Origin of the sequence: Massilia sp. IC2-476 (assembly GCF_020707295.1) — a bacterium.
In the GTDB taxonomy this organism is placed as follows: domain Bacteria; phylum Pseudomonadota; class Gammaproteobacteria; order Burkholderiales; family Burkholderiaceae_D; genus Telluria.
Genome location: NZ_JAJFER010000015.1, coordinates 16,083 through 38,017 on the forward strand (window position 1 = coordinate 16,083; position 21,935 = coordinate 38,017).

Annotated in this window: 25 protein-coding genes; 21 read left to right on the plus strand and 4 right to left on the minus strand. The window is 61.1% G+C overall.

All coding sequences use genetic code 11. From position 1 onward, the window contains the following. Positions 1-12: 12 nt before the first annotated feature. The 16 genes from rpsH to dsbD all read left to right on the plus strand — a co-directional run bounded on the left by rpsH (position 13) and on the right by dsbD (position 10,264). Positions 13-408, plus strand: a complete 396-nt coding sequence (rpsH, locus tag LK539_RS23970) for a 30S ribosomal protein S8 (protein WP_159698321.1) — start codon at positions 13-15, stop codon at positions 406-408. Between the two features lie 9 nt (positions 409-417). Next, positions 418-951 (plus strand): 50S ribosomal protein L6, encoded by a 534-nt coding sequence (gene rplF / locus LK539_RS23975; RefSeq protein ID WP_227803576.1) that lies wholly within the window; start codon positions 418-420, stop codon positions 949-951. Between the two features lie 11 nt (positions 952-962). Further along, on the plus strand, positions 963-1,325 hold the full coding sequence (gene rplR, locus LK539_RS23980; RefSeq protein WP_005663438.1) for a 50S ribosomal protein L18: 363 nt from the start codon (positions 963-965) through the stop codon (positions 1,323-1,325). Between the two features lie 12 nt (positions 1,326-1,337). Further along, positions 1,338-1,856: a 30S ribosomal protein S5 gene (gene rpsE / locus LK539_RS23985; RefSeq protein ID WP_227803577.1), complete on the plus strand. Its 519-nt coding sequence runs from the start codon at positions 1,338-1,340 to the stop codon at positions 1,854-1,856. 11 nt (positions 1,857-1,867) lie between these two features. Continuing rightward, the gene (rpmD, locus tag LK539_RS23990) at positions 1,868-2,047 is read left to right on the plus strand and encodes a 50S ribosomal protein L30 (protein ID WP_036246278.1); all 180 of its coding nucleotides are present in this window, start codon (positions 1,868-1,870) and stop codon (positions 2,045-2,047) included. Between the two features lie 26 nt (positions 2,048-2,073). Next, positions 2,074-2,505 carry a 50S ribosomal protein L15 gene (rplO, locus tag LK539_RS23995; RefSeq protein ID WP_227803578.1) on the plus strand — a complete coding sequence of 144 codons (432 nt, stop codon included), beginning with the start codon at positions 2,074-2,076 and terminating at the stop codon, positions 2,503-2,505. A 28-nt stretch (positions 2,506-2,533) separates the two neighbouring features. Next, positions 2,534-3,868, plus strand: coding sequence for a preprotein translocase subunit SecY (gene secY, locus LK539_RS24000; protein WP_227803579.1), 1,335 nt, complete (start codon positions 2,534-2,536; stop codon positions 3,866-3,868). A 20-nt stretch (positions 3,869-3,888) separates the two neighbouring features. Next, positions 3,889-4,107 (plus strand): translation initiation factor IF-1, encoded by a 219-nt coding sequence (infA, locus tag LK539_RS24005; RefSeq protein WP_005663428.1) that lies wholly within the window; start codon positions 3,889-3,891, stop codon positions 4,105-4,107. A gap of 36 nt (positions 4,108-4,143) precedes the next feature. Further along, a complete protein-coding gene (gene rpmJ / locus LK539_RS24010) occupies positions 4,144-4,257 on the plus strand; it encodes a 50S ribosomal protein L36 (protein ID WP_005663407.1) in 114 nt (37 codons plus the stop codon). Between the two features lie 16 nt (positions 4,258-4,273). Then, positions 4,274-4,639, plus strand: coding sequence for a 30S ribosomal protein S13 (gene rpsM, locus LK539_RS24015; protein WP_036208931.1), 366 nt, complete (start codon positions 4,274-4,276; stop codon positions 4,637-4,639). Between the two features lie 14 nt (positions 4,640-4,653). Beyond that, positions 4,654-5,058 (plus strand): 30S ribosomal protein S11, encoded by a 405-nt coding sequence (gene rpsK, locus LK539_RS24020; protein ID WP_005663404.1) that lies wholly within the window; start codon positions 4,654-4,656, stop codon positions 5,056-5,058. Positions 5,059-5,326: 268 nt separating this feature from the next. Beyond that, entirely contained in the window at positions 5,327-5,950 is a 624-nt protein-coding gene (gene rpsD / locus LK539_RS24025) for a 30S ribosomal protein S4 (protein WP_159698306.1), read from the plus strand. Positions 5,951-6,224: 274 nt separating this feature from the next. Further along, positions 6,225-7,202, plus strand: a complete 978-nt coding sequence (locus tag LK539_RS24030) for a DNA-directed RNA polymerase subunit alpha (protein ID WP_005663401.1) — start codon at positions 6,225-6,227, stop codon at positions 7,200-7,202. Positions 7,203-7,323: 121 nt separating this feature from the next. Next, positions 7,324-7,719: a 50S ribosomal protein L17 gene (gene rplQ / locus LK539_RS24035; protein ID WP_005663400.1), complete on the plus strand. Its 396-nt coding sequence runs from the start codon at positions 7,324-7,326 to the stop codon at positions 7,717-7,719. Between the two features lie 104 nt (positions 7,720-7,823). Further along, positions 7,824-8,339 (plus strand): GNAT family N-acetyltransferase, encoded by a 516-nt coding sequence (locus LK539_RS24040; RefSeq protein WP_227803580.1) that lies wholly within the window; start codon positions 7,824-7,826, stop codon positions 8,337-8,339. 77 nt (positions 8,340-8,416) lie between these two features. Next, complete coding sequence (dsbD, locus tag LK539_RS24045) at positions 8,417-10,264, plus strand: protein-disulfide reductase DsbD (RefSeq protein WP_227803581.1); 1,848 nt, start codon at positions 8,417-8,419, stop codon at positions 10,262-10,264. Positions 10,265-10,345: 81 nt separating this feature from the next. On the opposite strand, the gene LK539_RS24050 is transcribed toward dsbD, so the two are convergent. Beyond that, positions 10,346-10,912, minus strand: a complete 567-nt coding sequence (locus LK539_RS24050) for a Spy/CpxP family protein refolding chaperone (RefSeq protein WP_227803582.1) — start codon at positions 10,910-10,912, stop codon at positions 10,346-10,348. A gap of 203 nt (positions 10,913-11,115) precedes the next feature. On the opposite strand from LK539_RS24050, the gene LK539_RS24055 reads away from it, so the two are divergent. The 5 genes from LK539_RS24055 (at position 11,116) to LK539_RS24075 (ending at position 18,744) form a co-directional block, all read left to right on the plus strand. Beyond that, on the plus strand, positions 11,116-11,844 hold the full coding sequence (locus tag LK539_RS24055; protein WP_227803583.1) for a response regulator: 729 nt from the start codon (positions 11,116-11,118) through the stop codon (positions 11,842-11,844). Further along, positions 11,841-13,202: an ATP-binding protein gene (locus LK539_RS24060; RefSeq protein WP_227803584.1), complete on the plus strand. Its 1,362-nt coding sequence runs from the start codon at positions 11,841-11,843 to the stop codon at positions 13,200-13,202. Before LK539_RS24055 ends, LK539_RS24060 begins: the two co-directional genes overlap by 4 nt. 142 nt (positions 13,203-13,344) lie before the next feature. Further along, complete coding sequence (locus LK539_RS24065; protein ID WP_227803585.1) at positions 13,345-14,547, plus strand: efflux RND transporter periplasmic adaptor subunit; 1,203 nt, start codon at positions 13,345-13,347, stop codon at positions 14,545-14,547. Continuing rightward, the gene (locus tag LK539_RS24070) at positions 14,544-17,651 is read left to right on the plus strand and encodes an efflux RND transporter permease subunit (protein WP_227803586.1); all 3,108 of its coding nucleotides are present in this window, start codon (positions 14,544-14,546) and stop codon (positions 17,649-17,651) included. The genes LK539_RS24065 and LK539_RS24070 overlap by 4 nt, the downstream gene beginning before the upstream one ends. Before the next feature lie 181 nt (positions 17,652-17,832). Beyond that, positions 17,833-18,744, plus strand: coding sequence for a hypothetical protein (locus tag LK539_RS24075; RefSeq protein ID WP_227803587.1), 912 nt, complete (start codon positions 17,833-17,835; stop codon positions 18,742-18,744). A 366-nt stretch (positions 18,745-19,110) separates the two neighbouring features. Here LK539_RS24075 and LK539_RS24080 read toward each other — a convergent pair whose 3' ends face one another. The 3 genes from LK539_RS24080 to LK539_RS24090 form a co-directional block, all read right to left on the minus strand. Beyond that, the gene (locus tag LK539_RS24080; protein ID WP_227803588.1) at positions 19,111-20,580 is read right to left on the minus strand and encodes an AAA family ATPase; all 1,470 of its coding nucleotides are present in this window, start codon (positions 20,578-20,580) and stop codon (positions 19,111-19,113) included. Between the two features lie 197 nt (positions 20,581-20,777). Next, complete coding sequence (locus LK539_RS24085; RefSeq protein ID WP_227803589.1) at positions 20,778-21,521, minus strand: hypothetical protein; 744 nt, start codon at positions 21,519-21,521, stop codon at positions 20,778-20,780. Positions 21,522-21,843: 322 nt separating this feature from the next. Then, positions 21,844-21,935: IS3 family transposase (locus LK539_RS24090; RefSeq protein WP_227803510.1), on the minus strand; the 92-nt coding region annotated here is incomplete at its 5' end.

Below are 21,935 nucleotides of genomic sequence, written 5' to 3' on the forward strand. Positions count from 1 at the left end.
GGAGAATAAGCAATGAGTATGAGCGATCCTATCGCCGATATGCTGACCCGCATTCGCAACGCACAAACTGTTTCGAAGACCACGGTCAACATGCCGTCGTCGAAAGTCAAGGTTGCCATTGCCAACGTCCTGAAGGACGAGGGTTACATCGAAGATTTCGCCGTGACCACCGAAGGTGGCAAGGCTGAACTGAAAATCGGTCTGAAGTATTACACCGGCCGTCCGGTCATCGAGCGCATCGAGCGCGTGTCCCGTCCTGGCCTGCGCGTCTACAAGGGCAAGAACGAGATCCCGACCGTCATGAACGGCCTGGGCGTGGCAATCGTCTCGACCCCGCAAGGCGTGATGACCGACCGCAAAGCACGTGCTACCGGTGTCGGTGGCGAAGTGCTGTGCTACGTGGCTTAAGGAGTAAACATGTCTCGAGTAGCTAAGATGCCAATCGCCGTCCCGGCCGGTACCGATGTCGCGATCAACGCGTCGTCGATCACCGTCAAGGGCCCGCTCGGCACCCTGACCCAGGCCCTGAACGGCATGGTCAAAGTGGAAAACAACAACGGCACGCTGACTTTCGACGTGGTGGACGATTCGCGTGAATCGAACGCCATGTCGGGCACCCTGCGCGCCCTGGTCAACAACATGGTTACCGGCGTCACCAAGGGCTTCGAGAAGAAGCTGAACCTGGTGGGCGTGGGCTACAAGGCAGCTGTGCAGGGCAACGCCCTGAACCTGTCGCTGGGCTTCTCGCACCCGGTGCTGCACGCGATGCCGGAAGGCGTCACCGCAGCAACCCCGACCCCGACCGAAATCGTGATCAAGGGTATCGATCGCCAGAAGGTCGGCCAGGTTGCCGCTGAAGTGCGCGCTTACCGCTCGCCTGAGCCTTACAAAGGCAAGGGTGTCCGTTATTCGGACGAAGTGGTGAAGCTTAAAGAAACCAAGAAGAAATAATCGGAGCTGACATGGACAAGAAACAATCGCGTCTGCGTCGCGGACGTCAAACCCGCATCAAGATCGCCCAGCTGGGCGTGAACCGTCTGTCGGTTCACCGCACCAACCTGCACATCTATGCGAACCTGATCAGCCCGGACGCTAAGGTGCTGGTGTCGGCCTCGACGCTGGAAGCTGAAGTGCGTGCTGAACTGGCTGGCAAGACTGGCGCCGGCGGCAACGCCGCCGCTGCTGCCCTGGTCGGCAAGCGCGTCGCTGAGAAAGCACTGAAAGCAGGAATCACCGAAGTCGCATTCGACCGTTCGGGTTTCCGTTACCACGGCCGTGTGAAGGCGCTGGCAGAAGCCGCGCGTGAAGCCGGTCTGAAGTTCTAAGGAAGAATCGTCATGGCAAAAATGCAAGCGAAAATGGCAAGCGACAAGCCGGATGATGGCATGCGCGAGAAAATGATCGCGATCAACCGCGTGACCAAAGTGGTCAAGGGTGGTCGTATCATGGGTTTTGCAGCGCTGACCGTTGTCGGTGACGGCGATGGCCGCATCGGCATGGGCAAGGGCAAGTCGAAGGAAGTTCCTGTCGGCGTGCAAAAAGCGATGGAAGAAGCCCGCCGCAACCTGATCAAGGTGCCCCTCAAGAACGGTACGCTGCACCACATGGTGACCGGTCGTCACGGCGCCTCGCGCGTCATGATGATGCCGGCCAAGCCGGGTACCGGCGTGATCGCTGGTGGCGCAATGCGCGCTATCTTCGAGGTGATGGGCGTGACCGACGTGGTCGCCAAGTCGACCGGTTCGTCGAACCCGTACAACCTGGTTCGCGCAACGCTCGACGGCCTGTCGAAAATGAGCACTGCTTCCGATATCGCTGCCAAGCGCGGCAAGTCGGTCGAAGACATCCTGGGTTAAGGGGAACAAACATGGCAAACACTGTCAAAGTCAAGCTCGTCAAGGGCCTGATCGGTACCCGTCAGGATCACCGTGCTACCGTCCGCGGCCTGGGTCTGCGTCGTGTCAACTCGGTCTCCGAGCTGCAGGACACCCCGTCCGTGCGTGGCATGATCAACAAAGTCGCGTACCTCGTTAAAGTTGTTTCGTAAGCCGCGGCTTACGTACGGAGAAATCAATGGAACTCAATACCATTCAACCAGCTGACGGCGCCAAGCACGCGAAGCGTCGCGTTGGCCGCGGTATCGGCTCGGGCTTGGGCAAGACTGCCGGTCGCGGTCACAAGGGTCAGAAATCGCGTTCGGGCGGCTTCCACAAAGTCGGCTTCGAAGGCGGTCAGATGCCTCTGCAGCGCCGTCTGCCGAAGCGTGGCTTCAAATCGCTGAACGCGACCTTCAAAGCTGAAGTGCGCCTGTCGGACCTGAACAACCTGGCTGTCGGCGAAATCGACATCCTGGTGCTCAAAGCAGCAGGCATCCTGCCGGTGGTGGCACGCGACGTGCGCGTCATCCTGTCGGGCGAGATCACCAAAGCGGTGACCCTCAAGGGCCTGAAGGCAACTGCCGGCGCACGCGCCGCGATCGAAGCAGCTGGCGGTTCGGTCGCTTAATTGCGACCCTGCCTGATCGGAGCAAAAATTGGCGACTAATTCACAACTTGGTAAAAGCGCTGCATCCGGTTTCCCTTGGGGCCGGTTGTGGTTTTTGCTTGGCGCATTGGTCGTGTACCGCATCGGTGCTCACATCCCGGTCCCCGGGATTGACCCGGTGCAGCTGGCAGCGCTGTTCAAGCAGAACGAAGGCGGCATCCTGGGCATGTTCAACATGTTCTCGGGTGGCGCCCTGTCCCGCTTTACCGTGTTCGCCCTCGGCATCATGCCTTACATTTCGGCTTCGATCATCATGCAGCTTGCATCGATCGTCTCGCCGCAACTCGAGGCGCTGAAGAAAGAGGGCGAAGCCGGCCGCCGCAAGATCACCCAGTACACCCGTTACTTCACGGTTGCGCTGGCTCTGTTCCAGGCGTTCGGCATCTCGGTCGCGCTCGAAGCGCAGCCAGGCCTCGTGCTCGATCCGGGCATGGGCTTCCGCTTCGTCACGGTGACGACGCTGCTGACCGGCACCATGTTCCTCATGTGGCTGGGCGAGCAGATCACCGAGCGTGGTCTTGGCAACGGTATTTCGATCATCATTTTTGCCGGTATCGCAGCAGGTCTGCCGTCGGCCATGGGTGGCCTGTTCACCCTGGTATCGAACGGTTCGATCGGCAGTATCTCCGCGATCCTCATCGTGATCCTGGTGGCGGCGGTGACGTATGCCGTCGTGTTCGTGGAACGTGGACAGCGCAAGATCCTGGTCAATTACGCTAAACGCCAGGTCGGCAACAAGATCTACGGTGGCCAAACCAGCCACCTGCCCTTGAAGCTGAACATGGCCGGCGTGATCCCGCCGATCTTCGCCTCGTCGATCATCCTGTTCCCGGCGACGATCGTCGACTGGTTCACCCGTGGCAAGGACAGCACGAGCCCGATCATCGGGTTCCTGAAGGACCTGGCCGCGTCGATGGCACCAGGCGAGCCGATCCACGCGTTGCTGTATGCGGTGGCGATTGTGTTCTTCTGCTTCTTCTACACGGCGCTGGTATTTAACAGCAAGGAAACGGCGGACAACTTGAAGAAGAGCGGCGCGTTTGTTCCGGGCATCCGTCCGGGCGAGCAGACTGCACGCTACATCGACAAGATCCTGATGCGCCTGACCCTGGCCGGTGCGGTCTACATCACCCTGGTGTGCCTGGTGCCGGAGTTCATGACCTCGCAGTGGAAAGTTCCTTTCTACTTCGGTGGCACGTCGCTCCTCATCGTTGTGGTGGTGACGATGGACTTCATGGCACAAGTGCAGAACTACGTCATGTCGCAGCAATATGAGTCGCTGCTGCGCAAGGCAAACTTCAAGGGCGGTATTCCGTCGCGTTAAGCGGGGAAGGCATAGACCGAATGGCAAAAGACGACGTCATCCAAATGCAAGGGGAGATTCTGGAGAATCTTCCAAACGCAACATTTCGCGTGAAGCTGGAAAACGGGCACGTGGTTCTGGGACATATCTCGGGTAAAATGCGGATGAATTACATCCGCATTCTCCCGGGTGACAAGGTAACGGTGGAACTGACCCCGTACGACCTGTCCCGGGCCCGCATTGTGTTCCGCACCAAGTAAAAAATCATCAAGTAAACGAACCGAAGAGAGTGCAAAATGAAAGTTAACGCTTCAGTCAAGCGGATCTGCCGCAACTGCAAGATCATCAAGCGCAAGGGCGTGGTCCGTGTGATCTGCGTCGAGCCGCGTCACAAGCAGCGTCAAGGTTAATTTCGAGGAATAACGAATGGCACGTATTGCAGGGGTTAACATCCCAAATCATCAGCACACTGTTATCGGCCTGACGGCGATCTACGGTATTGGCCGTCCGCGTTCGCAGAAGATCTGCGACGCAACCGGTATCGCGACCAACAAAAAGGTCAAGGACCTGGACGATAACGAACTCGAGAAGCTGCGCGACGAAGTTGCGAAGTTTGTCGTGGAAGGCGACCTGCGCCGCGAACTGTCCATGAACATCAAGCGTCTGATGGACCTGGGCTGCTACCGCGGCATGCGTCACCGCAAGGGCCTGCCAGTGCGCGGTCAGCGTACCCGCACCAATGCTCGTACCCGCAAGGGCCCGCGCAAGGCAGCTCAATCGCTCAAGAAATAATCTAGGAACCGACCATGGCCAAGCAACAGAGCAGCGCAGCAGCAGCCCGCGTGCGCAAGAAAGTCAAGAAGAACGTCGCCGAGGGCATCGCTCACGTCCACGCGTCCTTCAACAACACCATCATCACGATCACCGACCGTCAGGGCAACGCTCTGTCGTGGGCAACCTCGGGCGGCGCCGGCTTCAAAGGCTCGCGCAAATCGACCCCGTTCGCAGCGCAGGTTGCTGCCGAAGCCGCTGGCAAGGTCGCTCAGGAATCGGGCGTGAAGAACCTGGAAGTGCGCATCAAGGGCCCAGGCCCGGGCCGTGAATCGGCTGTGCGTGCACTGAACAACCTGGGCATCAAGATCACCGAGATCCAGGACGTCACCCCGGTTCCGCACAACGGCTGCCGTCCGCCGAAGCGTCGTCGTATCTAATACGACAGCGTTCCGGCAGTGGGGGAGGGTGCAAACCCTCCTCTGCGTCGCGAAAAGCCAACGACGGGGCCTTGCGCCCCGTTGTGTTTTACCAGATTGACCGGCGCAGTAGGCCCAAAATGGGTTATACTGCCCGGCTCTTGTCGTCCGCCGTTCGTACGGTGGGCGTTTTTTCAAGCCACGTCCGCTCTCAAGTAGAAGTGGACTAGCGCCTGCCGCATCGCCTGCGATGCCTCTGGGGCGTGATCAATTTATAAAGGTATTCAACGTGGCACGTTATATCGGACCAAAAGCAAAACTGTCGCGCCGTGAAGGCACTGACCTGTTCCTGAAGAGCGCACGCCGCTCGCTCGATTCGAAGTGCAAACTGGACATCAAGCCAGGCCAGCACGGCGTCAAGTCGGGTGCCCGCACCTCGGACTACGGCAACCAGCTGCGTGAAAAGCAGAAGGTCAAGCGCATGTACGGCGTCCTCGAGCGTCAGTTCCGCCGCTACTTCGCCGAAGCATCGCGCAAGAAGGGCAACACCGGCGAAACCCTGCTGAAGCTGCTGGAAGCCCGTCTCGACAACGTCGCTTACCGCATGGGCTTCGGCTCGACCCGCGCTGAAGCGCGTCAGCTGGTGAGCCACAAGGCCTTCACCGTGAACGGCAACGTCGTGAACATCGCTTCGTACCAGGTCAAGACCGGCGACGTGATCGCTGTCCGCGAAAAGGCCAAGAAGCAAGTGCGTATCGCTGAAGCCCTGTCGCTGGCCGAGCAAGTCGGCTTCCCGAGCTGGGTCTCGGTCGACGCCAAGAAGTTCGAAGGCACCTTCCGTTCGTTCCCGGAACGTAACGAGATCGCTGCTGACGTCAACGAAGCGCTGATCGTCGAACTGTACTCGCGTTAATCGACTTCGTCGCGGTCTCCCGCGACGAAGTCGTCCCGGCGCAGGCCGGGATCCAAGTTTGTCGGCATATCGGAAAACTTGGGTTCCGGCCTACGCCGGAACGACGGCGATGTGCGGCTGCAGCGACCACAGGTCGGCGCCGCATCAGGATCAGAATCTTATCTCCCGTCGTTCATCCAAATTCGTATCACCGCCTGTTCCCCGAACAGGCGCTTTTATTAATGCCATCAGCCTTATCGGTGTAACGAGCCGAGGGTATTGAAAAGGACATTTCATGCAAAACAGTCTGTTGAAGCCACGTATCATCGATGTCGAAGCACTCGGCGCCGGCCACGCAAAAGTCGTGATGGAGCCGTTCGAGCGTGGTTATGGTCACACCCTGGGCAACGCGCTGCGTCGCGTGCTGCTGTCGTCGATGGTTGGCTACGCGCCGACCGAAGTGACGATCGCCGGTGTGGTGCACGAGTACTCGTCGCTGGACGGCGTGCAGGAAGACGTCGTCGACCTGCTGCTGAACCTGAAGGGCGTCGTGTTCAAGGTCCACAACCGTGACTCCGTCACCCTGACCCTGAAGAAGGAAGGCGAAGGCGCCGTCCTCGCTTCGGACATCGACCTGCCGCATGACGTGGAACTGATCAACCCGGATCACGTGATCGCTCACCTGACCGCCGGCGGCAAGCTGGACATGCAGATCAAGGTCGAGAAGGGCCGCGGCTACGTTCCTGGTAACGTGCGCCGCCTGTCGGAAGACACCAACAAGACCATCGGCCGCATCATCCTGGACGCCTCGTTCTCGCCGGTCCGTCGCGTGTCCTACGCCGTGGAATCGGCCCGTGTCGAACAGCGTACCGACCTGGACAAGCTGATCATCAACATCGAAACCAACGGCGTCATCACCCCGGAAGAAGCGATCCGCCAGTCGGCCCGCGTCCTGGTGGACCAGCTGAACGTGTTCGCCGCCCTGGAAGGCACCGAAGCCGCCGCCGAAGCACCGTCGCGTGCTCCGCTGGTCGATCCGATCCTGCTGCGTCCGGTGGACGACCTGGAACTGACCGTCCGCTCGGCAAACTGCCTGAAGGCCGAAAACATCTACTACATCGGCGACCTGATCCAGCGTTCGGAAAACGAACTGCTGAAGACGCCGAACCTGGGCCGCAAGTCGCTCAACGAAATCAAGGAAGTCCTTGCTTCGCGCGGCCTGACCCTGGGCATGAAGCTCGAGAACTGGCCGCCGGCTGGTCTGGAGAAGTAATTGCTGTACCTGCCCGGACAATGTCTGTCCGGGCAGTCTTTAACCACTAAAACCGGTCCGCGGTCATGCGCAAGCATGAACGATCGAAGAACTGGAATGTAAACACTCGAAAGGAAGTACCATGCGTCACCGTCACGGCCTCCGTAAACTGAACCGTACCTCGTCCCACCGCCTGGCAATGCTGCGCAACATGACCGTCTCGCTGCTGCGTCATGAAGCCATCAAGACCACCGTGCCGAAAGCCAAGGAACTGCGTCGCGTCATCGAACCGATCCTGACCCTGGGCAAAACCGACACCCTGGCCAACAAGCGCCTGGCATTCGCTCGCCTGCGCGACCGCGAAATGGTGCAAAAGCTGTTCGCCGAACTCGGCCCGCGTTACGCCAACCGTAACGGCGGCTACCTGCGCATCCTGAAAATGGGTTTCCGCGTGGGCGACAATGCGCCGATGGCCTACGTCGAACTGCTGGACCGTCCGGAAGTCACCTCGGCTGAAGAAGCTCCGACCGCCGAGTAATCGCTTTTCGCGACGACTGAAAAAACCAGGCCCCGTGCCTGGTTTTTTTTCGTCCGTCTTTTTGCCGATTCCGCTGTCCGGCGCGGCTATGTACGATGCCGCCCATGACCATCTTGACGACCCCACGCCTGATCCTGCGCCGCGCCCGTAGCGACGATGTCGACGACATGCACCGCGTGCTAAGCGATCCTGCTGCCCTCGACTACTGGTCATCGGGGCCGCATGCCTGCCGCGGCGAGACAGTCGCCTGGATCGACGCCATGGTCGCATCCAGGCTGGAGGAGAGCGACGACTTCGTCATCGAGCACGCCGGCCGCGTCATCGGCAAGCTGGGCACCTGGCGCCTGCCCGAGATCGGCTACATCATCGCACCGGCCTACTGGGGGCGCGGACTGGCCTCCGAAGCGCTGCGCGCCTTCCTGCCGCATGTATTCTCGCGCCCGGACGTGGACCGCATCACCGCCGACGTCGACCCGCGCAACCTCCGCTCGCTCGCCATGCTGGAACGCCACGGCTTCGTGCGCACCGGCTATGCCGCCGGCACCTGGCATACGCACACCGGGATTGCGGACAGCGTCTACCTCGAACTGCAGCGCGTCCACTTCGCGGCGAGTAATTAAGCATTGCCACAGACAGGGATGGACGTGCCGGTGTACCATTCCGCCGGCACCAACACTCATCTGACACCATGCTCTCGATGCTCTACCGTCTTTCGCGCTGGCTCCTGCAGGGCTGCATGCTCCTGTTTGCGCTTTACCTGTTGCTGGGCACGGGCAGCGCCCGCGCCGCCGACGACTTCCTCGATCCCGCGATTGCCTTCCGCTTCGACGCCCGCATGGCCGATCCACAGACCGTGGAAGTGCGCTACCAGATCGCCGAGGGCTACTACATGTACCGCGAGCGCTTCGCCTTCCGCGCCACGGGGGCGAAGCTCGGCACGCCGGAGATCCCGCCGGGCAAGGTGAAGTACGACGCCACCTTCGAAAAGGATGTCGAAACCTACAAGGGCGAGCTGGTGATCCGCATCCCGGTGGAGGGCGGCGGACCGTTTACCCTGAGCGCGACCAGCCAGGGCTGCGCCGACGCCGGCCTGTGCTATCCGCCGCAGGAGCACAGCGCCCAACTGTCCGCAGGCACCGGCAGCACTGCGCCGGCGCTGCCAATCGGCGCCAATGTGCCGCAGATGTCGACGCCGCTGAGCTCCACGCCACAGATGGATACACCGCCCGCTCCGGTGCAGGCGGCGACGCCCCCCGCGGCCGCGCCGGTAGCTGCCGCTGCGCCGCCTTCCGAGATGGCCGGCATCGCCGGCATCCTCGCGGGCGGCCGCCTGCTGGCGATCGTCCCGGCCTTCGTCCTGCTCGGCCTGGGCCTGGCCTTCACGCCCTGCGTGCTGCCGATGCTGCCGATCCTGTCCTCGATCATCGTGGGAGAGGGCGGGCAGGCCGGCCGCATGCGCGGCTTCATCCTGTCGGCGACCTATTCGCTGGGCATGGCGATCGTCTACACCGCTCTCGGCGTGGCCGCCGGCCTGGCCGGGGAGGGGCTGGCCGCGGCGCTGCAGAATCCCTGGGTGCTGGGCGCATTCGGCCTGCTGATCGTGGCGATGGCCCTGTCGATGTTCGGCTTTTATGAGCTGCAGCTGCCGGCCGCGCTGCAGACCCGCCTGGCGAATGCTTCAAACCGCCAGTCGGGCGGCAAGCTGCTCGGGGTGTTCGCCATGGGCGCGATCTCGGCCCTGATCGTCGGACCTTGCGTGGCCGCGCCGTTGGCTGGCGCCTTGGTCTACATCAGCCAGACCCGCGACGTCGTCATCGGCGGCGCCGCCCTGTTCGCGATGGCGGCCGGCATGAGCATCCCGCTGCTGCTGGTCGGGGTCTCGGCCGGCTCGCTGCTGCCGCGCGCAGGCGCCTGGATGGAATCGGTCAAGCGCCTGTTCGGCGTGCTGATGCTGGCGATGGCCCTGTGGCTGGTGTCGCCGGTGCTGCCACCGGTGGTGCAGATGCTGGGCTGGGCGGCGCTGCTGTTCGGCTATGGCTTCTATCTGCTGCGCCGTCACAGGCACTGGCTGGCGATGGCCTTCGGGGCGACTTTTGCCCTGCTGGGCGGGGTGCAGCTGGTCGGCGCCGCCACCGGCGGCCGCGACGCGCTTGCCCCGCTGGCCCATCTCACCGGCAATGCCCACCAGGGCTTGAGCTTCAAGCGCATCAAAACGGTGCAGGACCTGGACCGCGAACTGATGAACGCCGGCGGCAAGACCGTGATGCTCGACTTCTATGCCGACTGGTGCGTGTCCTGCAAGGAAATGGAAAAGCTCACCTTCGTCGACCCGGCGGTGCAGGCGAAGCTCGCCAATACCATCCTGTTGCAGGTGGACGTCACCGCCAACGATCTCGAGGACAAGGCGATGCTGAAACGATTTACCTTGTTTGGCCCGCCGGGAATCATCCTGTTCGGACCGGACGGCAAAGAGATCGAAGACAGCCGTGTGATTGGGTACCAGGACCCGAAGAAGTTTTTGAACTCACTGGCAAAGCTGCCGTGAGTTGAACGCGCGCTCGGCGAAGCCGAGCACCCTACGGTAGGGTGGGCAAGTTTCTTGCCCACGCGTTCAGGCAGCCGTAGATCAGCCGCGCATCATCTGACCATGGCCACCATGGTGGCGGCCGCCGCGGCGGTGCTGGGCCTGCTCGTCGAAGATCTTGCGCTGTTCCGGCGTGAGAGCCGCATACAGGCTGTTCAGGGCCGACAGGCGGGCTTCCATGCGGGCGGTGCGTGCCTTCTGCAGGGCGATGCGGCGCTCCATGCGCTGCGGGGCGGTGAGGGCGGCGCGCTGTTCCTTGCTCAGGCGCTGGCCGGCGCGCTCACCCTTTTGCAGCGGCGCCGAGCTGGCTACGAAAGCCTGCCACACCGGCTGCTGGGCCGGGGTCAGCTTCAGCGTTTCGGCCAGCTTGGCCTGGCGTGCGGCGCGCTGTTCCAGGCGCTTGGCGCGGAACTCGGCCATTTTCGCCTGGCGCTGTTCCGGCGTCATGTTGCGGAACTCGGCGCGCTTGGCTTCGCGCTGCTCCTTGCTCACGGCGTAGCCATGGCGGCCTTCAGCCGGGGCGCCGGTCTGGGCCTGGACGCCGAGCGAGGCGCCGGCGATGCCGAAAGCGGCCAGGACGATCACGATGTTTTTGCGGACGGTATTCATTGTGTTTTCCTTAGTGAGAGTCAGGTTGGTGTGCGGTTTGCATCCGGACTGCTCGCTGCACGGTTCCCATCATCGCCACAAACTGTAACCGTGGGATTTCCCCTGTCCGATACTTTGTATCAATATGTTTCGCGCCTATCGGCATATACAAGCCGATACAAAAACGGTGTCCATGCCGCCTTCAGATGCGGATAATTGAGGCTATGGACAATCTCTCTACGATTTTGATCGTCGACGACGACCGCGACATCCGCACCCTGCTCGCCGACTACCTCGAATCGAACGGCTACCGCACCATCGCGGCGGCCGACGGCACCGGCATGTGGAAGGCGCTCGACGATGCTAGGCCCGACCTGATCGTGCTCGACCTGAACATGCCGGGCGACGATGGCCTGACCCTGTGCCGCAAGCTGCGCGCCACCTCGAGCCTGCCCGTCATCATGCTGACCGCCCGCAACGAGCCGCTCGACCGCATCCTCGGCCTCGAGATGGGCGCCGACGACTACCTGCCGAAACCCTTCGAGCCGCGCGAGCTGCTGGCGCGCATCCGCAGCGTGCTGCGCCGCTCGCACGCCATGCCCTCCAACGCACCGTCCGAGAACGTGCAGCAGATGCGCTTCTCCGGCTGGACCCTGGACCTCACCGCGCGCCACCTGGTCAACCCGCAGGGCGTAGTGATCATGCTGTCGGGCGCCGAGTTCCGCCTGCTGCGCGTGTTCCTGGAACACCCGAACCGCGTGCTCAACCGCGACCAGCTGCTGAACCTGACCCAGGGCCGCGACGCCGATCCGTTCGACCGCTCGATCGACATCCAGATCTCGCGCCTGCGCCAGAAGCTGGGCGAAGACGCGCGCATGCCGCAGATTATCAAGACCGTGCGTAACGGCGGCTACGTGCTGGCCGGCCAGGTGACCGTGGAGCCGCCTGCGTGAAAGCCTTCCTTGGATCGATGACCGGACGCGTGTTCGTCACCCTGCTGCTCGGCATCCTGATCTCGGCAACACTGACCCAGCTGGCCGCCGACCTGGAACGCCAGCGCGTCATCGAGCAGCAGCGCGACCAGCACCTGCTGGAACGCGCCGAACAACTGGTGATGGCGACCGAGATCGTGCCGACCTCGGCGCGCTCGGTCTACCTGTCGGTGGCCAACCGCCCCGGCCTGCGCCTGGAAGTCGGCGCGCCCCAGCCGCTGGCCGGCAGCCCGACCTGGTTCGCCCGCTCGCTGGCGGCGCGCCTGGGCGACGGCTACGGCATCAATTCGGCCGCCAGCCGCCCGGCCTCGTGCGACATGCCGCACCAGCAGGCCGTGCTCTACGGCCTGATCCGCACCCAGTGGAAGGGCGCCTGCGAAACCCTGAACGTGCGCCTGCGCGACGGCGAAGAGATGCGCCTGTCGGTGCTGCCGCCGCGCTCGGCCTTCACCGGGCCCGAGACCGATTACCGCATGACCATCGGCCTGTTCCTGTTCAGCATCGCCGCGCTGGCCTACGTGGTGGCGCGCATGACCACCCGCCCGCTGAAGGTGCTGGCGCGCGCCGCCCAGGACCTGGGGCAGGACATCAACCGCGCTCCCCTGGCCTTGAACGGCGCCAGCGAGATCCGCCAGGCCAGCGCCGCCTTCAACGCGATGCAGGCGCGGATCCGCCAGTACATCTTCCAGCGCACCCAGATGCTGGCGGCGATCACGCACGACCTGCAGACGCCGCTCACCCGCATGCGCCTGCGCCTCGAGAAAGTGTCGGACGTCGAGCTGCAGGAGCGCCTGATCGGCGACCTGTCGGCCATGCAGGAAATGGTGCGTGAAGGCCTGGTGCTGGCGCGCAGCATGGACACCACCGAGAACATGCAGATGCTGGACCTCGACTCGCTGCTGGAAGCCGTGTGCGCCGACGCCGTCGACGCCGGCCAGCAGGTGGCGCTCAAGGGCCACGCCGGCATGGCGCTGCTGGGACGGCCGCTCGACCTGCGCCGCTGCCTCGGCAACCTGATCGACAACGCGGTCAAGTACGGCCGCGAAGCGCGGGTCTGCGTCGACCGCATCAACGGCGCGGCGCGCGTGCGCATCCGCGACAACGGCCCCGGCATCCCGGTGGGCGAGCTGGGGCGGGTATTCGATCCGTTCTACCGCGTCGAAACCTCGCGCTCGCGCGAATCGGGCGGCACCGGCCTGGGCCTGACCATCGCCCGCAACATCGCCGAACAGCATGGCGGCAGCATCGCACTGGCCAACCACCCGGAAGGCGGCCTGGAAGTGACGCTTGTGCTGCCGGAGTACTATCCGAACAAATAAAAGCGCAAGATAGCGAATACACAATCCTGAAACATGGCCGTGCGAGAATGAAGCGCCGCGTATTCCGATACTGCGCGGGGCGGCATTCCAGGCCGGACAACACGAGAGAAAGAACCGCCGGTACTGGCGGCAAGGGACGAACATGAAAAAGAAGAACGCGGGATTCATCGTGGGTGTCGTGGCGCTGGCCGTGGCCGGCGCCTGGTACCTGAACAAGGGTGATGGCGCGCACGCCGACAATGGCCCGGGCGGCAAGGGCGGTCCCGGCGGCAAGGGCGGAATGCCGCCGACCACGGTCAACGTGGTGGCGCCGCAACGCCAGGACGTCGGCGTCGAGCTGTCCGCGAACGGCACCGTGACCCCGGTGCGCACCGTCGACCTGCACCCGCAGACCACCGCCACCATCCGCCAGGTGCATATCCGCGAAGGCCAGTTCGTCAAGGAAGGCCAGGTCATGTTCTCGCTGGACGACCGCGCCGACCGCGCCAACGTCGCCCGCGCCGAAGCGCAGGTGGCCCAGAACCGCGCCACCCTAGCCGACCTCGAGCGCCAGTACAAGCGCAGCCAGGAACTGTCGGCCCAGGGCTTCCTGTCCCAGAGCGCAGTCGACTCCCTGAAGAGCCAGGTCGAGGCGGCGCGCGCGCTGGTCCAGAGCAATGCCGCGGCCGCCCGCGCCAGCCAGGTGAGCGCCAGCTACACCACGATCCGCGCCCCGATGTCGGGCCGCGTCGGCGCCATCGACATCCACCCGGGCGCGCTGGTGCAGCCAACCACGTCCTTGACGACCATCACCCAGCTCGACCCGATCGACGTCTCCTTCAACCTGCCGGAGTCGAGCCTCGGCGCCCTGCTGGCGGCCCAGCGCGCGGGTAAGGTCGGGGTGCAGGCAAGCGCCGGCACCGGCCTTGATGCCAAGCCGGTCATGGGCGAACTGAAGTTCGTGGACAACGCGGTCGACCCGGCCGCCGGCACCATCCGCGTCAAGGCCCAGTTCGCCAATCCGCAGAGCATGCTGTGGCCGGGCCAGTACGTGAACACCAGCGTCACCGTGCAAACCATCCGCGACGCCGTCGTGATTCCGCAGAACGCGATCATTACCGCGACCAATGGCACCTTCGTGTACGTGGTGGGCGAGGGCAACGAGGCAAAACAGGTCAAGGTGGCGCGCCTGCACGGCTTTGGCGAGTATGCTGCCGTGACCGGCCTGCAAGGGACCGAGAAGGTCATTACCGAAGGCAAGCAGAACCTGCGTCCGGGCGGCAAAGTCCGCTTGGCTGGTGCCAAACCCCAAGACCCGGCAGCATCGAGCGCAGCGATGCAGGGTAAGAAGGGTGACAAGGCATGAACCTGTCGGAACTGTGTATCCGCCGTCCCGTGATGGTGGTGCTGCTATCGCTGGCCATGATCCTGGTCGGCGTGCTCGCCTACATGCACATCCCGGTCGCGGCGCTGCCGAGCTATAACACGCCGGTCATCAACGTCAATGCCAACCTCGCGGGCGCCAGCCCCGAGAACATGGCCTCGTCGGTCGCGCTGCCGCTGGAAAAACAGTTCGCGACCATCGCCGGCATCAAGACCATCAGCTCGACCAACACCCAGGGCAACACCTCGCTGACGCTCGAGTTCGATGAATCGATCGACGTCAACGAAGCGGCCGTGGACGTGCAGGCCGCGCTGCTGCAGGTCCAGCGCCAGCTGCCGCAGGAAATGACCGACCTGCCGTCCTACCGCAAGATCAATCCGGCCGACTCCCCGATCCTGTTCATGCACATGACCTCGCCGTCGATGGACTTGTCGGAGCTGAACGATTACGCGGAAAACCTGGTCTCGCCGGCAATCTCGACCCTGCCCGGCATTGCCCAGGTGACGGTCAACGGCGGCAAGCGCTTTGCGGTGCGGGTGCGTGCGAAACACGACCTGATGGCCGCACGCAATATTTCGATGTCCGAGCTGGCCACCGCGCTGCGTTCGGCCAACTCGATCACCCCACTCGGCATCCTGGACGGCCCGAGCCAGAGCCTGACCATCCAGGGCGGCGGCCAGCTGATGCGCGCCCAGGACTTCGCCGGCCTGATCGTCGCCACCCGCGACGGCCTGCCGGTGCGCCTGCGCGACATCGCCGAAGTCGAGGACAGTTACCAGTCGGTCAAGGCCACCGGTAGCCTGAACGGCGAGCGCTCGATCGTGCTGATGGTGCAGCGCCAGCCGAACGCCAACACCGTGCAGGTGGTCGACGCCGTGCGCGCGCTGATGCCGCGTTTCGAGACCCAGCTGCCGCAGTCGATCAAGATCCACCTGGTCAATGACCGTTCGGACTCGATCCGCGAGGCAATCCACGACGTCAACCTGACCCTGGCCGGCACTGTCGTCCTGGTGATCCTGGTGATCTTCCTGTTCCTGCACCGCCTGACCGCGACCCTGATCCCGGCCGTCACCGTGCCGATCTCGCTGCTGGGCGCGCTCTCGCTGCTGTACGCCTTCGGCTACAGCCTCGACAACATCTCGCTGCTCGGCATCACGCTAGCGGTGGGCCTGGTGGTCGACGACGCCATCGTGGTGCTGGAAAACATCGTGCGCCACATGGAGATGGGCAAGAAGCCGATGCAGGCCGCCCTGGTCGGTTCGCGCGAGATGGGCTTCACCATCATCTCGATCTCGATTTCGCTGGTGGCCGTGTTCATCCCGATCTTCTTCATGCCGGGCGTGATCGGCCTGCTGTTCCGCGAATTCGCCGTGATCGTGGGTCTGGCGGTGCTGGTGTCCGCCATCGTGTCGCTGACCCTGGTGCCGATGATGTGCTCGCGCCTGATCAAGCATGGCGGCCACGTCGACCCGAAGGAAATGTCCTGGGTCGGCCGCCGCTTCGAAGCCATGTTCACCAACGTGCGCGACGGCTATGCCCGCACCCTGGACATGGCGCTACGCCACCGCTTCCTGGTGCTGATGATGGCGGTCGGCACCGTGGTGCTGACCGGCGTGCTGTACTCGACCATGCCAAAGGGCTTCTTCCCGGAGGAAGACATCGGCCAGCTGCGCGTGATGGTCGAGGCCTCCGAAGACACGTCCTCGTTCAAGCTGATGCAACTGCAGGCGCAGGTGGTGGACATCGTGCGCGCCAATCCCCACGTGAAGGACGTCACCTCGTTCAGCGGCGGCGGCAACACCGGCCGCATGTTCCTGGTCCTGAAACCGCGCAGCGAGCGCCCCGCCATGCCGCAGGTGGTCGACGAGCTGCGCAAGGCCACCCGTGCGGTGGCGGGCGTGCAGGTCTTCCTGTCGCCGGTACAGAACCTGCAGCTGGGCGGCCGCCAGTCGAAGAGCCGCTACCAGTACACGCTGCAGAGCGTGTCCGGCGGCGAGATCGGCGGCTGGGCCGACCAGTTCCTCGAGCGCATGCGCCAGGACCAGCGCTTCCGCGACGTCACCAGCGACTCGCAGAACAAGGCGCTGCAGGCCACCATCGACATCGACCGCGACAAGGCCGCGCTGCTGGGCGTGGAGATGGCCGACATCCGCACCGTGCTGTACGCCTCCTTCGGCGAGCGCCAGGTCTCGACCATCTATTCGACCGCGGCCAGCTATTACGTGATCCTGGAAGCGGCCCCGAGCGACCGCTACTACGACGAAGCGCTGTCGCGCGTGTCGGTGCGTTCCAAGAACGGCGACCTGGTCAAGCTGTCCAGCTTCGCCGCCGTGCGCCGCACGGTCGGCCCGCTGGCAGTCAACCACCAGGGCCAGCTACAGGCGATCACGCTGTCCTTCAACCTGGCGCCGAACGTGCCGCTGGGCGACGCCACCGCCGCCATCGAGCAGATGGGCCGCGACATGAAGCTGCCGGCCTCGATCATCACCAACTACGGCGGCGACGCCGCGGTGTTCAAGGACACCCAGTCGAGCCAGCTGATCCTGATCATCGCCGCCATCGGCGTGATCTACGTGCTGCTGGGCGTGCTGTACGAGAGCTACATCCACCCGCTGACCATCCTGGCCGGCCTGCCGTCCGCGGCGGTGGGCGCCTTGCTGACGCTGTGGCTGTTCGACATGGACCTGACCCTGATTGCCATGATCGGCATCCTGATGCTGATCGGTATCGTCAAGAAGAACGCGATCATGATGATCGACTTCGCCCTCGACGCCCAGCGCAACCAGGGCATGAAGCCCCAGGAAGCGATCCGCGAGGCCTGCATCCTGCGCTTCCGCCCGATCCTGATGACGACGCTGGCGGCGATGATGGGCGCGCTGCCGATCGCGCTGGGCATCGGCGCCGGCGCCGAACTGCGCCAGCCGCTGGGCCTGGCCGTGGTGGGCGGCCTGATCTTCTCGCAGGTGATCACGCTGTACATCACCCCGGTGATCTACCTCTACCTGGACAAGTACAGCGGCACCGGCCCGATGACCGACAAGCAGCTGGCCAAGCTGGAGGAGCAGCCGACACAGCCGGCACACTGAGGCTGCAGGCGGGCGGTAGCAAATCCCGCCTGCCTGAAATATCTCGTAACATCCCTCAAGGCGCTGTAAAGGTAATCTTTGTTGCCTTTAAGTCCAGCCAAAGTGCGCCAGCGCCGCAAAACGGTTAGACTGCGGCTCTCGTGCAGTATTGATAGACGCCGATCCAGGAACCTGTTTGACCTTGCGTGACCATTCCCACACCTACGACGAGCACAGCGATGTGTGCGCGCACTGCGGCCAGCCCCTGCCGGTGCAGGGGCGCAGCAGCATGCCCGCGTACGGCCGCCAGGGGCCGAACCGGCCGGCGCTGGTCGGCACGGTCCTGCTGCACGTCTTGCTGGTTGCGATCTGGCTGTTTTCTCCCGACAAGGACGCGCAACAGGCCAAGCCGGCCTCGGGCGACGACGGGCAGGTAGTCTACGTCGCACCGATGCAACAGAAGCCATCGGAGGCGCCGCGCGAGATGGCGCCGAAACCGATCCCGCTGCCCTCCATCACGGTCCCGCAGCAGGAACGCATCGAGATCGCGCGCCTGCCGGACACGATCACGACCCCGCCAGAGCAGCCGGTCAAGGAAACCAAACCGACGCAGAAGTTCGACGAATCCAAGCCGGTCGACATGCAGGACTTCATTGCAGCGCGCCGCCGCCAGCGCGGCGCCGCCACCGGCAGCGAGCAGCCATCCGAGGAAAGCGAAGCGGCCAAGGGCACGCGCAACGCGCTGGCTAACATCGCCGCCATCAACGGCCGCGGCCGCGAAGACCGCAACGAGAGCGGCGGTGTGTTCTCGGTGTCGAACAAGACCTTCCACAGCATGGACCTGAAGTTCCGCGGCTGGAACCCGAACTTCCAGCGCCGCTGGCTGACGCAGGTGACGGTGGAGCAGGGCAGCGAGCCCGATATCGAGATCGCGGTGGTCAAGAAGATGATCGAGCTGATCCGCCGGGAGAAGAAGGGCGACTTCGAGTGGGATTCGCACCGGCTGGGGCGGATCGTCAAGCTGAGCGCGCGGCAGGAGGATACCGACCAGCTCATGACTTTCCTGTTCAAGGAAATGTTCCCGGATTACAAGCCGCCACCACAGTGGCGCTGACACAAGGACGCTCAAAGGAGTAGATAAGGCAGCACGTCATGCTGCCACCGAGCTTGAGTGCAGCTTCTGCCTCGCTCGATCACCTGTGGCAGGGAACGTAGACCATGTAGACGGTCACAGGAGGTTGATTACCAAGCTTTGATACGTGAACCTGCAGCACGAGATCGCTACTGCCTCCCTCTTCCGCCCAGAGATCATTCAGGGCATCCCGGTGATCGCCATCCAAATACACACCGATGTGCCCCACGATCATAGTCTTGTCGTCCAACATGCGCCGCGTGTTGCGCAGCCACCAGCTTTGTACCGGTGGTTGGGTTAACACGAGAAACAGGTTGTCCAGCTTGTTGAAGTTTCCGAAACCGAAGTCTACAGTCTTTTTATCAATTTTAGAGTTTTAGTTACCATTACAGTTAGCTCGTGCTCATCAATTTCGGCATCCCGTTCTGTCGGCGACGAATGATGGTGTCCCTTAGAAAAATCATTTATATCACAGAGCGCGTCGAAGATCAGGGAGGCTCTAAGCCTATAAAGGTCATCTCCCTCAGTGCTAGAGCGGACCAATTTAATAAAATCTCCTAGCCACTGTGAGTCACTTAATAAATCGAAATATTTAACTCGAATAATACCTTCTAGTGTTGGTCGAATGCATCGGACTATTTCACGACGCTCTGCCTCGCTGGATGCGCCTTCTTTCAAGAATGTTGTCAATGTCTTTATGTCACGGAATAGTCCGGTTAGGTTTTGCTCTTCATGATTCCGCTTTAAGAAATAGCTTTCCCTATTCTTGAAGGCCAATTCCAGAGAAAGGTTTGGTACCGAAATATTTCTCTCGAGCTCAGCTGCAAAACCTGAATCATGAGTCAAAACAATTAGCTGCCCAATTCGTTCTGAAAGTTTCGTTAGCTCTTTAATTGTTAAAAAGCGCCTTCCTGAATCAAGACTGGTGAGCGGATCATCAAATACAACGATCAACTCCTCAGGTTTTTTTGAAAACGAAAGTTTGGCCAAGAACAGAGCCAACGCCAATGTGCTTTTATCGCCTTCAGAAAGAGTGTATCTAAACTCATGACCTTCAGGCTTAGCATCGAATGTCACTCTATTGTCGCCAAACTGAAGATAGAACGTTGTCCGCTGATCCAATTCCTTCGAAATCTTTTCCAGACGCATCGTCCCGGAGAACTTTTCGAGGTTTTCATTGGTCCTGGAAACAAATTCATCGAAGATTTCTTTTGAGTAAAGCCCCATCTCTTTATTTTTTTCGGCTAATGCAGCGGCATAAGGCTCGCGCAATACACGGATAGCCGCTAAGCGCTCTTCTCGCTCCGGCTTTTTTATGATCTGCTTCCGAGCCTTATTCTTTATCCAGCGGCTCTGCTGATCAAGTTCTAATACTTTTTTTCTTAGCTCATCGATTTCAGCTTTTTTCTTACTTCCTTCTTCACCGGACAGAAAAATAAATAGGTTTCGTTGATTTTTTTGAATTTGACCAGCACCGGTAAATAAATTATCCTCGACGAAATGGACGTTGAAAACCTCTAAATTTTCGACTTTCTGCGCCCAGGCATCATTTTTATACTCAATAATTATACCGTTAGCTCTTATTAGTACAGACTGACTCTCATCTTCCGATTGAGCGCTCGCGAAGGTTTTCTTTTTTTTAATCAATTCACCGCCATCTTTCATGTCCTGAAAGATCATCGACAAGGTAGTCTTTCCTGTCCCATTTGGAGCATATATTATGTTACTCCTAGAAAACACTCCATCCCAGTCTCCTCGCCTCAAGTTCAACCTAGCTAGTTTCCCAATATTTTTTATTGAAATTAATTTTTCTAACATCGTTTATCAACTTTCGTTTATAGGGCGCCTCTGCGATCGCGGACGCACGGTAAAGCCCAGTGCGCGTGACTATCGCCATCAGAGCAACTAACGGGTTTTGTTGCGCCTTTTATAACACTTACTGCGTGTCGGCTCCCTGATGCGATCTTAAGTAAGTAAGTGCATACGTATGGCTGTGCTTCTACTAGCTACAAGCTTTACCCGGGAAGAAAGCCTTCGACTAAGTTCCATGCTTTCTGACCCACCTGGGCAATTTTGTCTGCTTTCAGCGCTAAGTCGGCAGCAGAGTTAACTCGCTTCCAAACAGCACCTAAATTTGCTATTTCTCGAGAATTTGGGTGGGCGCTAATCTCCTCGCGAACCTCTACAATTTCTCCGAGTGCTGTGCGAGCAGCTTGACGAAGCGCCCTTGCCCCGGCTATCGGGTACTCAGCAAGTGCCTTTCGAATGAGATCAATGTGATGCAGCATGAGGGATTTAAGTCTCGGAGGAAGGGTAGTGCCTTCTAGGCATTCCTCCAGCTCCTGAACCTTGTTTGCAATTTCTGTTAACTCCTCGGTACCGATCAGATCTTCTTCGTTGTCGATTATTTCCGCGCAGAATGCCAGCGCAACCATTGTCTCGGCCGTTAAGTGCTGACGTGCGTGAGGCCATTGATTGTAAAGATTCATAGTAGAGAACGCTGCCTCGAGCCGGGATATAGCGGGTGCATACAGCTCTTCACTATAATCTTTGGCCTCCATCTGTAATCGGACTATGTCTAGCTCTCGGTACGTGGCACCCAAACGCTCAGAGACCACAAAACCTCGTCTTTGCGGCGATCGTTCTTGCACTTGAAACAATAAAGCCCACACTTCCACTGTTTGGGTGTTGTCGGGGTGAGTAGGAATCGACTTGATTAGGCTAACTAGTCGGGAAGCTGAGTTGACGTTCTTTGGCATGAGTGTGTGCAGGCGGGTTTATGAAATCAGTTCATGCCCATCAGTATCATGCAGTTTGTTGCCTCTTTACTAGTAAATTCTTATGACTAAGAGAAGAGATAAGCATTTCGGCTTCCGTGCGCAGGGGCGACAATACTGTGCGCGCTCTCCAGACCAGTTAACGAATCCTCGTGCCTAGGTCCGGTCCGCTCTTGGCCAATAGCGGACGCCGGTTCAGCATGCAAAATGGTTTTTAGTATGTAACTATAGGCTTTGCTAGGCGTTCTTTAACAAAAAACGGCGCATTGATGAACTGACCCCGTAAAGTTGGACGGTTAGTTTGCTAAGCGGCCAAGGCCTGAGTCCTGTACTGAACGGGGCTCAGGCCTTTTAATTTGAGCTTGATGCGGTCGTTATTGTAATAGTGGATGTAGT

Excerpts from the sequence above, each read along its gene's own strand:
- LK539_RS24085 (WP_227803589.1), bottom strand. The coding sequence starts at position 21,521 with ATGCCAAAGAACGTCAACTCAGCTTCCCGACTAGTTAGCCTAATCAAG.
- rpsH (WP_159698321.1), top strand. The coding sequence starts at position 13 with ATGAGTATGAGCGATCCTATCGCCGATATGCTGACCCGCATTCGCAAC.
- rpsE (WP_227803577.1), top strand. The coding sequence starts at position 1,338 with ATGGCAAAAATGCAAGCGAAAATGGCAAGCGACAAGCCGGATGATGGC.
- rplQ (WP_005663400.1), top strand. The coding sequence starts at position 7,324 with ATGCGTCACCGTCACGGCCTCCGTAAACTGAACCGTACCTCGTCCCAC.
- rpmD (WP_036246278.1), top strand. The coding sequence starts at position 1,868 with ATGGCAAACACTGTCAAAGTCAAGCTCGTCAAGGGCCTGATCGGTACC.
- LK539_RS24065 (WP_227803585.1), top strand. The coding sequence starts at position 13,345 with ATGAAAAAGAAGAACGCGGGATTCATCGTGGGTGTCGTGGCGCTGGCC.
- rpsK (WP_005663404.1), top strand. The coding sequence starts at position 4,654 with ATGGCCAAGCAACAGAGCAGCGCAGCAGCAGCCCGCGTGCGCAAGAAA.
- LK539_RS24070 (WP_227803586.1), top strand. The coding sequence starts at position 14,544 with ATGAACCTGTCGGAACTGTGTATCCGCCGTCCCGTGATGGTGGTGCTG.
- LK539_RS24030 (WP_005663401.1), top strand. The coding sequence starts at position 6,225 with ATGCAAAACAGTCTGTTGAAGCCACGTATCATCGATGTCGAAGCACTC.
- infA (WP_005663428.1), top strand. The coding sequence starts at position 3,889 with ATGGCAAAAGACGACGTCATCCAAATGCAAGGGGAGATTCTGGAGAAT.
- rplO (WP_227803578.1), top strand. The coding sequence starts at position 2,074 with ATGGAACTCAATACCATTCAACCAGCTGACGGCGCCAAGCACGCGAAG.
- rpmJ (WP_005663407.1), top strand. The coding sequence starts at position 4,144 with ATGAAAGTTAACGCTTCAGTCAAGCGGATCTGCCGCAACTGCAAGATC.
- rplR (WP_005663438.1), top strand. The coding sequence starts at position 963 with ATGGACAAGAAACAATCGCGTCTGCGTCGCGGACGTCAAACCCGCATC.
- LK539_RS24040 (WP_227803580.1), top strand. The coding sequence starts at position 7,824 with ATGACCATCTTGACGACCCCACGCCTGATCCTGCGCCGCGCCCGTAGC.
- LK539_RS24055 (WP_227803583.1), top strand. The coding sequence starts at position 11,116 with ATGGACAATCTCTCTACGATTTTGATCGTCGACGACGACCGCGACATC.
- rplF (WP_227803576.1), top strand. The coding sequence starts at position 418 with ATGTCTCGAGTAGCTAAGATGCCAATCGCCGTCCCGGCCGGTACCGAT.
- LK539_RS24080 (WP_227803588.1), bottom strand. The coding sequence starts at position 20,580 with ATGTTAGAAAAATTAATTTCAATAAAAAATATTGGGAAACTAGCTAGG.
- LK539_RS24050 (WP_227803582.1), bottom strand. The coding sequence starts at position 10,912 with ATGAATACCGTCCGCAAAAACATCGTGATCGTCCTGGCCGCTTTCGGC.
- rpsM (WP_036208931.1), top strand. The coding sequence starts at position 4,274 with ATGGCACGTATTGCAGGGGTTAACATCCCAAATCATCAGCACACTGTT.
- dsbD (WP_227803581.1), top strand. The coding sequence starts at position 8,417 with ATGCTCTACCGTCTTTCGCGCTGGCTCCTGCAGGGCTGCATGCTCCTG.